The sequence below is a fragment of the Pseudomonas asgharzadehiana genome (assembly GCF_019139815.1).
Lineage (GTDB): Bacteria > Pseudomonadota > Gammaproteobacteria > Pseudomonadales > Pseudomonadaceae > Aquipseudomonas > Aquipseudomonas asgharzadehiana.
The window spans coordinates 4,258,181-4,270,441 of sequence record NZ_CP077079.1; the positions used below are offsets into that span (position 1 = coordinate 4,258,181).

Below are 12,261 nucleotides of genomic sequence, written 5' to 3' on the forward strand. Positions count from 1 at the left end.
GCTTTATTTATGATGCAAAACCGGCCCCTCAGGGCCGGTGTCTACTCAGTTGTTGTACAGATCGATGATCGCGCTGACCGCCTGGGTCTTGATCTTCGAGGAGTCGTTACGCGCCTGCTCGATCTTGTTCAGGTAGGCCTCGTCGACGTCACCGGTCACATATTTGCCGTCGAACACCGCGCAGTCGAACTGCTCGATCTTGATCTTGCCACCACCGACCGCTTCGATCAGGTCCGGCAGGTCCTGATAGATCAGCCAATCGGCGCCGATCAGGTCGGCCACGTCCTGGGTGCTGCGGTTGTGGGCGATCAATTCGTGGGCGCTCGGCATGTCGATACCGTACACGTTCGGGTAACGCACGGCAGGCGCGGCGGAACAGAAGTACACGTTCTTCGCCCCGGCTTCGCGGGCCATCTGGATGATCTGCTTACAGGTGGTACCGCGCACGATGGAGTCATCCACCAGCATCACGTTCTTGCCGCGAAATTCCAGCTCGATGGCGTTGAGCTTCTGGCGTACCGACTTCTTGCGCGCCGCCTGGCCCGGCATGATGAATGTACGACCGATGTAGCGGTTCTTGACGAAGCCTTCGCGGAACTTGACGCCCAGGTGGTTGGCCAGTTCCAGCGCGGCGGTGCGGCTGGTGTCCGGGATCGGGATGACCACATCGATATCGTGCTCGGGACGCTCGCGCAGGATCTTGTCGGCCAGCTTCTCGCCCATGCGCAGGCGCGCCTTGTATACCGAAACACCATCGATGATCGAATCCGGACGCGCCAGGTAGACGTGTTCGAAGATGCACGGGGTGAGTTTCGGCGCCACGGCGCACTGGCGGGTGTGCAGCTTGCCATCTTCGGTGATGTACACCGCTTCGCCCGGCGCGAGGTCGCGGATCAGGGTAAAGCCCAGCACATCCAGGGACACGCTTTCGGAAGCGATCATGTACTCGACGCCTTCGTCGGTGTGACGCTGGCCGAACACGATCGGGCGGATGCCGTGCGGGTCGCGGAAACCAACGATGCCGTAACCGGTGATCATCGCCACCACGGCATAACCACCGACGCAACGGTTGTGCACATCGATCACGGCGGCGAACACGTCTTCTTCGGTCGGCTGCAGCTTGCCGCGCTGGGCCAGCTCGTGGGCAAACACGTTGAGCAGCACTTCCGAGTCGGAACTGGTGTTGACGTGGCGCAGGTCAGATTCGTAAATCTCCTTGGCCAGTTGTTCCACGTTGGTCAGGTTGCCGTTATGCGCCAGGGTGATGCCGTAAGGCGAGTTGACGTAAAACGGTTGAGCTTCGGCCGAGGTCGAGCTGCCGGCAGTCGGGTAACGCACATGACCAATGCCCATGTGCCCGACCAGCCGCTGCATGTGACGCTGGTGGAACACGTCACGCACCAGGCCATTATCCTTGCGCAGGAATAACCGGCCGTCATGGCTGGTCACAATACCGGCAGCGTCCTGGCCGCGGTGCTGGAGGACGGTTAGCGCGTCATACAGCGCCTGATTGACGTTCGACTTACCGACGATACCGACGATGCCACACATGCGACGCAACCCCTACTTAATGGATCTTGACTGAACACAGCTTACTGAGGCGTTTTGGCCGGCAAGAGGTGTTCCTTGAACGGAAGATCAGCGGGTACGCTGATTCCGCTGGCCAGCCACTGACTGCTCCACCCCAAAATGAGGTTCTTGGACCAGTCTGCAACCAATAGAAATTTTGGCACGAGTACCGACTCCTGCCACCACGAATCCTGCTGTACCGGCCCCAGGCTCAACAGCCCGACCGCCACGACCACCAGCAATGCGCCACGCGCGGCACCAAAGGCCATGCCGAGAAATCGATCGGTCCCGGAGAGGCCGGTGACACGTATCAACTCGCCAATAAGATAATTGACCATTGCTCCCACCAGCAGCGTGGCGATGAACATGATGGCGCAGCCCGCGATGACGCGAGCCGAAGGTGTTTCGATGTAACCGGCCAGGTAAACCGACAATGAACCACCAAACATCCAGGCTACGACTCCTGCGATGATCCAGGTCAGCAACGACAGTGCTTCTTTTACAAAGCCGCGGCTCAGACTGATCAACGCGGAGATGGCGACGATGGCAACAATCGCCCAATCAACCCAGGTAAATGGCACAGTGCAGCCTACGTACGGATAAGGCGGCGCATTTTAGCAGAGCGCCGGGCTGTCGGTAAGCTGTGATTGCGGCTGCTTTGCAAATCAATAGTTTGTGGCGAGCCAATCGCATTTCAACCCCCACCACACATCAATGTGGGAGGGGGCTTGCTCCCGATGGCGGTGGGTCAGTCAGAAAGTCTGATACTGATACACCGCTATCGGGAGCAAGCCCCCTCCCACACTTAACTGCATTCCAAGCTGAAATCGATGCGGAATCAGCCGCGCTCAGGCTGGAAACGGGTCACGAACCCCTTCAGGTTCTGCTGACGATCCAGCAAATCGCGCAGGCGATCCGCCTCGGCGCGCTCGATCAGCGGCCCGATAAACACACGGTTCTTGCCATCGGCACTGCGGATGTAAGCGTTGTACCCCTGGGCACGCAGCTTCTTCTGCAAAGCGTCGGCACCTTCGCGATTGCCCAGGCTGGCCACCTGGATCGACCAACTGATCGGCAAGCCATTCGGGTCGATGCGGCTCTGCCCCACATCCGGCTTGCCTGGCGCCGCAGGTTGCGGCGCTACCGGCTTGGGCGGGGACGCAGGAGCAGCAGGCTTGGCGGCGACAGCCGGCGCAGCGGGCGCCGGCTTGACCACCGGCACGCTTGGCTGCACCGGCATCGACGGCGCCTGCTGCGCGGCCACTTCCTCATCCGTTGGCACAGGCTCTTGTTCCGGCAACGCCTGGGGCTCGGGCACCACCACAGGCTCAACCTGCACCTGCGGCACGGCCGGCGCCTGCGGCGCAGCCGGGGCTTCAACCACGACCTGGCGTTGCTCGTCCTGGCGGGAAAACAACATCGGCAGGAAAATCACCGCCAGCGCCACCAGAACCAGGGCTCCAACCATTCGCTGCTTGTACGCGCTATCGAGTAATGCCATGTGCAGCTTCCTCCGTGGAGCGCCGGGCCAACCACTCAAGCGCCTCGGCAACACAATAAAATGATCCGAACAACAGAATCTCGTCCTCCGCCGTCGCCACCGCGCACTGCGCCTCAAGGGCCGCCGTCACGCTTGCATACGATGCCACGGACGCACCAAGGTTCTGCAAGGCCACTTCGAGTTCTGCCGCCGGACGACTGCGCGGCGTATCCAGCGGCGCTACCGCCCAAGCCTGGACACTGCTCGACAACGGTGCAAGCACACCCTCCAGGTCCTTGTCGGCCAGCAAACCGAACACGGCAAGGCGCCGACCGGCCGGCGCCGTGCGCGCCAAACGCCGGGCCAGATAGTCCGCCGCATGGGGGTTATGCCCAACGTCCAACAAGAGGCTCAAGCGCTTGCCCTGCCAGTCGACTACGCGACGGTCCAGGCGCCCTACCACGCGCGTCGCCAGCAAGGTCGCGGCAATCTGCTCGGCATTCCACGGCAGATCCAGCAGCAGATAAGCTTGCAGCGCGAGCGCAGCGTTTTCCATCGGCAGGTTCAGCAGCGGCAGGTCGCGCAGCTCTACGGCTTGACCTCGGGCATCACGCCCACGCCACTGCCAAGACTGCTCGCCGACCTCGAGATTGAATTCGCGCCCCCGCAGGAAAAATGGGCAGGCCAGTTCTCGCACCTTGTCCAGCAAGGGTTGTGGCGGGTCCAGATCACCGCACAGCGCCGGCTTGCCCTGACGGAAGATTCCGGCCTTTTCGTAGGACACGGACTCACGGGTATTACCCAGGTAGTCAGCATGGTCCACGCCAATACTGGTGACCAGCGCCAGGTCCGCATCCACCACATTGACCGTGTCCAGACGCCCACCCAGCCCCACTTCCAGCACGACCACATCCAGTTGCGCGCGCTCGAACAGCCAGAACGCCGCCAGGGTGCCCATCTCGAAGTAAGTCAGGGAAGTTTCGCCCCGGCCGGCATCCAGTGCCGCGAAGGCTTCGCAGAGCTGCTCGTCGGTGGCTTCGACACCATTGAGCTGCACGCGCTCGTTATAGCGCAGCAGGTGCGGTGAGCTGTACACGCCCACTTTCAGCCCTTGGGCTTGCAGCAGCGCGGCAACGAAGGCGCAGGTAGAGCCTTTGCCATTGGTGCCGGTCACCGTGATCACACGCGGTGCCGGCCGGCCCAACCCAAGGCGGGCCGCTACCTGTTGCGAGCGCTCCAGGCCCATGTCGATGGCGGACGGATGCAACTGCTCAAGGTAGGCGAGCCATTCGCCCAGGGTTCGCTGGGTCATAGGTTCGCAGGCACAGGCGGTACGACAATCGGCTCTACTTTAGGCGCGATGTAGACCGGCGTCGGCAGCCCCATCATTTGCGCCAGCAGGTTACCCAGGCGTGGACGCAACTCACCGCGCGCAATGATCATGTCGATCGCGCCATGCTCCAGCAGGAACTCGCTGCGCTGGAAGCCTTCCGGCAGTTTTTCGCGAACGGTCTGCTCGATCACGCGCGGGCCGGCAAAGCCGATCAGGGCTTTCGGCTCGCCGACGATTACATCGCCCAGCATCGCCAGGCTGGCGGATACGCCGCCGTAGACCGGGTCGGTCAGCACGGAGATAAACGGAATACCTTCTTCGCGCAGACGCGCCAATACTGCGGAGGTCTTGGCCATTTGCATCAGGGAAATCAGCGCTTCCTGCATGCGTGCACCACCGGAAGCGGCGAAGCAGATCATCGGGCAACGGTTTTCCAGGGCATAGTTGGCGGCGCGAACAAAACGCTCGCCAACGATGGCGCCCATGGAGCCGCCCATGAAGGAGAACTCGAACGCCGACACGACCACAGGCATGCCCAGCAGCTTGCCGCTGACGGAGATCAAGGCATCCTTCTCACCCGTCTGCTTTTGCGCAGCGCTCAGGCGGTCCTTGTACTTCTTGCCGTCGCGGAACTTGAGACGGTCAACCGGCTCCAGGTCCGCGCCCAGCTCGTTACGGCCGTCGGCATCCAGGAAGATGTCGATACGCGCGCGCGCGCCGATACGCATGTGATGGTTGCACTTGGGGCAAACGTCCAGGGTCTTTTCCAGCTCCGGGCGGTACAGCACCGCGTCGCAGGAAGGGCATTTGTGCCACAGACCTTCAGGAACCGAGCTTTTTTTCACCTCGGAACGCATGATCGAAGGGATCAGTTTGTCTACTAACCAGTTGCTCATGCTTTCTTTCTCCAGTACCGGTGGCTTGAACACAGCCCCGCGTATGCCCTTGAGCTAAATTCATTTATGTGACGATGACGCCAGTTGGACGGGGTCAGACGTTCGACCTGCCATTTCCAACCCGCACCCTCAGCCTTCCAGACAACCTGCCAGTGCAGGGTTGCCACTTCTGTTTCCAGGCCACCCACAGGCGGCACCGGACTGTTTTACACAGTGGTAGTTATGGACGGCGGCAGACTGCCAGCCGTCACATCCCACCGTTGCTGTTGCGCACCGCGTGTAGGAATGCGCGAATCTTGGCGTGGTCCTTGATACCCTTGCCCTGCTCCACCCCGCCACTGACATCCACGGCATACGGCCGGACCTGGGCGATGGCCGCCCCGACGTTCGCCGGGTCAAGGCCGCCGGCCAGGATGATCGGCGTGCCCAGCCCTTCGGGAATCAGCGTCCAATCGAACGCCTCCCCCGTACCACCCGGTACACCTTCGACGTAGGTGTCGAGCAGGATCCCGCGCGCCCCGGCGTACGCGGCACAGGCGGCGGCGATGTCATCACCGGCCTTGACGCGCAGCGCCTTGATGTACGGGCGCTGGTAGCTGTCACATTCGTCCGGGGTTTCGTCGCCGTGAAACTGCAGCATGTCCAGCGGCACGGCATCCAGGGTTTCGTTGAGTTCGCAACGGCTGGCATTGACGAACAATCCCACAGTGGTGACGAACGGCGGCAGTGCCTGGATGATCGCACGCGCCTGCAGCACATTCACTGCGCGCGGGCTCTTGGCATAAAACACAAAACCGATGGCATCCGCCCCCGCCTCGACCGCCGCCAGCGCGTCTTCTATGCGGGTAATCCCGCAAATCTTGCTGCGAACGGCTGACATGTCGTAGAAACCTCAGGGTTTGGCCGAGAAAGTCCCGGATGGTAACAAAAGCTTTTCCGGGCGTCAGCCGCCAAGTTCGCTGAAACCGGTAAGGAAATGTGGCCCGATAAAACGATCCGGCAGTTCGAACTCGTCGCGGTACTCCACATCGACCAGATACAGCCCGAACGGATGCGCCGTGACGCCACCCGTGCGGCGGATGCGGCTCTCGAGCACTTCCCTGGCCCACTCCACCGGACGCTCGCCGGTGCCGATGGTCATCAGCACGCCGGCAATGTTGCGCACCATATGGTGCAGGAACGCACCGGCACGGATGTCCAGCACAATCATCTTGCCGTGGCGACTCACCCGCAGGTGATGCACCTCCTTGATCGGCGACTTGGCCTGGCACTGGCCGGCACGGAAGGCACTGAAATCATGCACGCCCACCAGATGCTGCGCGGCTTCGGCCATGCGCTCGGCGTCCAGCGGGCGGTGGTTCCAGGTAATTTCTTCGTTAAGGTGCGCCGGGCGGATCTGGTCGTTGTAGATCACATAGCGATAGCGCCGGGCAATCGCCTTGAAGCGTGCATGAAAATGCGCCGGCATGACCTTGGCCCAACTGACGCTCACGTCATGAGGCAGATTGATATTAGCGCCCATCACCCACGCCTTCATCGTGCGCTCGGCCTGGGTGTCAAAGTGCACCACTTGGCCACAGGCGTGTACCCCGGCGTCGGTACGCCCGGCGCACATCAGCGAGACCGGCGAATCGGCGACCTTGGACAGGGCCTTTTCCAGAGTTTCCTGTACGGTCGGCACGCCCGATGCCTGGCGCTGCCAGCCGCGATAGCGCGAACCTTTGTATTCCACGCCCAGGGCGATGCGGTGAAAGCCTGCGGCCGCCATTTCGGCGGCCGCGTTATCTATATTTGCCAAGAATTGAGAGCCTGATGGGTTGCGCAAAGGCGGCCATTATAAAGACGGCGCAAGGGTGGCGGGCGATTTTGTTATGGAGTGCCCCCTCCCACAACCGTCAGATTCTGCCGAGCATTTCCTTGGCTTCGCCGCGCTGGGACTCATCGCCCTCAGTCAGCACTTCGGCCAGGATGTCTTTCGCGCCATCTGCATCGCCCATATCGATATAGGCCTGGGCCAGGTCCAGCTTGGTGGCAACCTCATTGGCGCCGGAGAGGAAGTCGAACTCCGGCTCATCATCACCCAGTGCAGCGTCTTCGGCCGTGAAGGACGGCCCGATAGGAGGATGCTCAAGGCTCTGGGACAGGCGGTCCAGCTCGGCGTTGACATCATCCAGTTCGGACGCGAAGGCATCGGGCTTGGCATCGGCTTGAGGCTCGTCCGCCAGTGACAGGTCGAAATCTTCCGGCAGATCGAAATCATCCAGCGCTGCGGGGGTGAGGGTCGGCGGCTCCACGGCCGGGACGTCCTTCATCTGCTCTTCCAAGCCCGAAAGGAAGTCATCATCGGACAGGGTCGAAGCCGGCCCATCCACTTGCAGATCCAAGTCGAAGTCCGACAATTCGTTGGCTGCGGTTTGCTGTTGCAGCACCGATTCAAAACTCAACACATCATCCGGATCGGCCGGCGACGCTGCTTCAAGGTCGTCCAGGCTCAGATCAAAATCGGTGTCGGCCGCTTCAGGTTCAGGCGCCGCAGCTGCCGGTTTGTCCTCCAGCAACTCCTTGACGTACTGAGCATCCAGCGCCGCAGCAGCTACCGCAGCACTGACGCCTGCCGCCACGACGGCCATCGCTGGGAAGCGCGACTTGAGCTGCTCGACCTGGGCATGGTTTTCACCATTGGCCACCAACTGACGCTCCTGGGTCACGAAGCCGTCTTTGTCGCTTTGCAGGCCGTAGACTTCCATCAGCTTCAAACGCAGGTCGCTGCGCTTGGGCTCCTGCTTGATCGCCTGCTCCAGCACATCGGCGGCCTGGTTCAGATGACCACGGTCGATATGGGACTGGGCTTGCGCCAGCGCATCGTTGGAGTTGACCGGCGCCACGGCGACGGCCAGCGGCGCGAGCACGGAAGCAACCGTTGGCACCACGGCTGCCGGCGGCACTGGCGCCGGGACGGGCGCGGCCGTCAGCTTGACGTTCGGCGGCGGCGTTTCCAGGCCTTCAAAACTGTCCGATGGCAGGTCCTGCTCGATGTTCGAGCTGAACAGAGGCTCTTCAGCCAGGGCCCGCGCCATGCGCAGGTGCTTTTCCTCTTCACGGCGGGCGTTGCGATGGCGCGCCCACAGCAGCAGGAGCAACAGCACCACCAGCCCCGCCGCGCCGCCGATAACGCCCAGCACAACCGGGTTGGTCAGCAGCTCGTTGAATTTGCCTTCGGCGGTGTCAGCCGCAGCGACTGGCTTGACCGGCTCGGGCGCGGGCGTCGGCGCCGCGACGGGGGCCGCTGGGGCCGCCACGGGCGCGGCAGGCTCAGTGGCCAAATGTGCGGGCATTACCGCCGTCGGTTGCGCGGCCGGCTCGACTTTTTCCGCCTGCAGACGGGCCAATTGATCGTTCTTCAGTTGAATCAGCTTTTGCAGCTTATCCAACTGGCTTTGCAAATCGGCCGCGCGGCTTTTCAGCTCTTCGTTGTCGCGGCGAGTCGTGTCCAGTTGCTCCTGGGTCATCGCCAGTTTGTCGCTCAGGGCCTGACTGTCACCGGCCTTGCCTTTGCCACCCTTCTTGGCCGCTTCGGCCGAAACCAGGCTCAAATTGTCCTTGGCATTGGTGGTAGACGGTGCGTTGCCCGCCTGGGTGCGCTTGGTGGCGTCCAGTTGCTGTTTGCCGGCGGCCTGGTTATTGGCCGAGCGCCGGCCCTGGCGCCACGCATCGTTCTGCGCACGCACTTCGGCGATCGCCTGGGGTTGCGGCAGCGCCGTGCTTTGCACCGTGTCCGGCAGGCGCAGCACCTGGCCGGTTTTAAGGCGATTGATATTGCCGCCGACAAAGGCGCCAGGGTTCAACGCCTGGATGGCCAGCATGGTCTGCTGCACCGAGCCGCCGTTGCGGTATTTCTCGGCAATTTCCCACAGGGTGTCGCGGGAGGTGGTGGTGTGTTGGGCCGAGGTGCTGGCGGCGGGCGCGCTGCTGGCAGGCGCACTCAAGCGCGGCGCGGCGGCCTTGGCCACCGGTGCGGGTTGGTCGAATTTGGCCGGGTCGAGCAATACGCTGTAGTCGCGCATCAGGCGGCCGTTGGGCCATTGCACCTGCAGCAGAAAGCGCACATAGGAATCAGGCAGCGGCTTGCTGGAGGTGACACGCACCACGCTGCGACCATTGGGGTTGATCACCGGGGTAAACGTCAGGTCATTGAGAAACGCCTGGCGATCCACGCCCGCATCCACAAACGCCTGGGATGAAGCCAGGCTCGGGGTGATCTCGGCCGCCGTGAGGCCACCGACATCCAGCAATTCGATTTCCACCGACAGGGGCTGGTTCAACTTCGACTTGAGGGTCATTTCCCCGAGCTGCAGCGCCTGCGCCATACCGGAGGACAGCGCCGAGGCGGCCGCTATTGCTAACACCAGTTTGCGAACTTGAACCATAGCCTCATCCTTTGTCTGAACACTCCCCGGCCTGCGAGAAGGTTGGTAACCGCTTGCCATAAGGCATGGCGAGCCGATAGGTCACCGACACGCAACTGTTCCTGCTTGGGGCCAAGCATAGCGCCTGGTTAGAATCAATCTACAAATTGCCGCCAAGTATCTTTTACACAAGGCCTTTTATCAACAACTGCGCCAGTTGCACCGCGTTAAGGGCTGCGCCTTTACGTACGTTATCTGACGTCAACCACAAATTTAGTTCCGCAGGGTCATCCACGCCGGTGCGAACGCGGCCCACATAGACCACATCCTGCCCCACGGCATCGCCCACGGCAGTGGGGTAATCCCCCTCCTCTACCAGCTCTATGCCTGGTGCGGTGCCGAGCACGCGGTTGACCGCCGCCAGGTCGACCGGCGCGCCCAACTGCAACGACACAGTCAGGCTATCGCCAAAAAACACCGGGGCTTGAACGCAAGTTGCGGAAATCTTTAGCAAAGGTAATTCCAGCACTGCACGAAGTTCGTGTACGAGACGCTTCTCCAGGGCGGTATGACCTTGAGCATCTGGCGTGCCGACTTGTGCCAGCAGGTTGAAGGCCATCTGCCGATCAAAGAACTTCGGCTCCAGCGGGCGTACGTTCAGCAGTTCCGCCGTCTGACGGGCCAACTCACTGACCGCCTCACGGCCTTGGGCCGACACCGCCAGGTTGGCGGTAACGCTGACGCGCTGGATATCCAGCACCGCGCGCAACGGCGCCAGCACCACGGCCAGGTTGGTGGCGGACGGGCTCGGGCTGCCAAGCTGGAAGGGTTTTTTCAGGCTGCCCAGAACGTGTGCATTGGCTTCGGGCACCACCTGGGGCGCTTGGTCGACGGGCAAGGCACCCGACAAATCGATCACCGCACACCCTGCCGCCGTGGCGCGCGGTGCAAAGCTCAGGGTTACCGCAGGGCCAGCGGCGAAAAACGCCAGTTGCGCCTTGCTGAAGTCGAACTCGTCGACTTCCTTGACCCGCACGTTCTTGCCACGAAACGGGACCGATGCACCGGCGGAGTTACTGCCCGCCAGCAAGTACAAGGTGCCCACCGGGAAATTCAGCTCTTCGAGAATCTGCACCAGGGTTTCGCCAACGGTGCCGGTGGCGCCGATTACGGCAATTTCAAAGGTCTGGGTCATGGGGGCTGCCTCGGGCATTGCGGGGGAGCGGCACTTTACCGGGTGGCAGGGGGTGAGGCAATTAGCCTGGGGGTTGTGGTGTGGCTGATGGCCTCATCGGGAGCAAGCCCCTCCCACATTTTGTTCTGCGCAGTGTGCGAGGGGGCTTGCTCCCGATGAGGCCCGAAAGCCCATTAAAAAACCCCGCGCCTGTCACCAGAGCGCGGGGTTTTTAAACAGCCTACAAGCAATCAACGCTCCAGCAAAATCCGCAGCATACGGCGCAGCGGTTCAGCCGCGCCCCACAGCAGCTGGTCGCCCACGGTGAACGCGCCGAGGAACTGGCTGCCCATATTCAGCTTGCGCAGGCGGCCCACCGGTACATTCAGAGTGCCGGTGACCTTGGTCGGGCTCAACTCCTGCATGCTGATATCGCGGTTGTTCGGCACCAGCTTGACCCATGGGTTGTGCTGGCTGATCAGCCCTTCGATATCGGCGATCGGCACATCTTTGTTCAACTTGATGGTCAGCGCCTGGCTGTGGCAACGCATGGCGCCGATACGCACGCAAATGCCGTCAACCGGGATCGGGCTCTTGAAGCGACCGAGGATCTTGTTGGTCTCGGCCTGGGCCTTCCACTCTTCACGGCTCTGGCCGTTGGGCAGTTCCTTGTCGATCCACGGGATCAGGCTACCGGCCAATGGCACACCGAAGTTCTCGGTCGGGTAGGCATCGCTGCGCATGGCTTCGGCCACGCGGCGATCAATGTCGAGGATCGCGCTGGCCGGGTCGGCCAGTTGATCGGCGACAGCGGCGTGGGTCGCGCCCATCTGCTTGATCAGTTCGCGCATGTTCTGCGCGCCGGCGCCGGACGCCGCCTGATAGGTCATGGCGCTCATCCACTCCACCAGGCCAGCCTCGAACAGACCACCCAGGCCCATCAGCATCAGGCTGACGGTGCAGTTGCCGCCCACGTAGTTCTTGGTGCCGGCGTCCAGTTGCTGGTCGATGACCTTGCGGTTGACCGGGTCGAGGATGATCACCGCATCGTCCTGCATGCGCAGGCTCGACGCGGCGTCGATCCAATAACCCTGCCAGCCGGCTTCGCGCAGCTTGGGGAAGACTTCGCTGGTGTAGTCGCCGCCCTGGCAGGTCAGGATCACGTCGAGGGTTTTGAGCTCGTCAATGCTGTAGGCGTCCTTGAGCGGGGCAATATCCTTGCCCACGGACGGCCCTTGGCCACCCACGTTCGATGTGGTGAAAAACACCGGCTCAATAAGATCGAAATCCTGCTCTTCCAGCATCCGCTGCATGAGCACGGAACCGACCATACCGCGCCAACCGATCAGACCTACACGTTTCATCGCAACTACACCTTGTTAAAAAGTGGGCCGCCTGGCGGC

The 12,261-nt window shown here is 62.1% G+C and carries 10 protein-coding genes; all 10 read right to left on the minus strand.

Annotated features, from left to right (window positions below; all coding sequences use genetic code 11):
- Nucleotides 1–45: 45 nt before the first annotated feature.
- The 10 genes from purF to asd all read right to left on the minus strand — a co-directional run bounded on the left by purF (nt 46) and on the right by asd (nt 12,222).
- Nucleotides 46–1,551 (minus strand): amidophosphoribosyltransferase, encoded by a 1,506-nt coding sequence (purF, locus tag KSS96_RS19250; protein ID WP_017530181.1) that lies wholly within the window; start codon nt 1,549–1,551, stop codon nt 46–48.
- A gap of 41 nt (nt 1,552–1,592) precedes the next feature.
- Nucleotides 1,593–2,150 (minus strand): CvpA family protein, encoded by a 558-nt coding sequence (locus KSS96_RS19255; protein WP_003192538.1) that lies wholly within the window; start codon nt 2,148–2,150, stop codon nt 1,593–1,595.
- A gap of 257 nt (nt 2,151–2,407) precedes the next feature.
- Nucleotides 2,408–3,070: an SPOR domain-containing protein gene (locus KSS96_RS19260; RefSeq protein WP_065877648.1), complete on the minus strand. Its 663-nt coding sequence runs from the start codon at nt 3,068–3,070 to the stop codon at nt 2,408–2,410.
- Nucleotides 3,054–4,361: a bifunctional tetrahydrofolate synthase/dihydrofolate synthase gene (folC, locus tag KSS96_RS19265; protein ID WP_017530183.1), complete on the minus strand. Its 1,308-nt coding sequence runs from the start codon at nt 4,359–4,361 to the stop codon at nt 3,054–3,056. Before folC ends, KSS96_RS19260 begins: the two co-directional genes overlap by 17 nt.
- A complete protein-coding gene (accD, locus tag KSS96_RS19270; RefSeq protein WP_017530184.1) occupies nt 4,358–5,278 on the minus strand; it encodes an acetyl-CoA carboxylase, carboxyltransferase subunit beta in 921 nt (306 codons plus the stop codon). The genes folC and accD overlap by 4 nt, the downstream gene beginning before the upstream one ends.
- A gap of 247 nt (nt 5,279–5,525) precedes the next feature.
- Nucleotides 5,526–6,158, minus strand: a complete 633-nt coding sequence (locus KSS96_RS19275) for a phosphoribosylanthranilate isomerase (protein ID WP_017530185.1) — start codon at nt 6,156–6,158, stop codon at nt 5,526–5,528.
- 63 nt (nt 6,159–6,221) lie between these two features.
- On the minus strand, nt 6,222–7,046 hold the full coding sequence (truA, locus tag KSS96_RS19280) for a tRNA pseudouridine(38-40) synthase TruA (protein ID WP_020379920.1): 825 nt from the start codon (nt 7,044–7,046) through the stop codon (nt 6,222–6,224).
- Nucleotides 7,047–7,173: 127 nt separating this feature from the next.
- Nucleotides 7,174–9,705 (minus strand): motility hub landmark protein FimV, encoded by a 2,532-nt coding sequence (locus KSS96_RS19285; protein ID WP_217855217.1) that lies wholly within the window; start codon nt 9,703–9,705, stop codon nt 7,174–7,176.
- A 163-nt stretch (nt 9,706–9,868) separates the two neighbouring features.
- A complete protein-coding gene (locus KSS96_RS19290) occupies nt 9,869–10,879 on the minus strand; it encodes an aspartate-semialdehyde dehydrogenase (protein ID WP_017530188.1) in 1,011 nt (336 codons plus the stop codon).
- A 230-nt stretch (nt 10,880–11,109) separates the two neighbouring features.
- On the minus strand, nt 11,110–12,222 hold the full coding sequence (asd, locus tag KSS96_RS19295) for an aspartate-semialdehyde dehydrogenase (RefSeq protein WP_017530189.1): 1,113 nt from the start codon (nt 12,220–12,222) through the stop codon (nt 11,110–11,112).
- Nucleotides 12,223–12,261 lie beyond the last annotated feature (39 nt).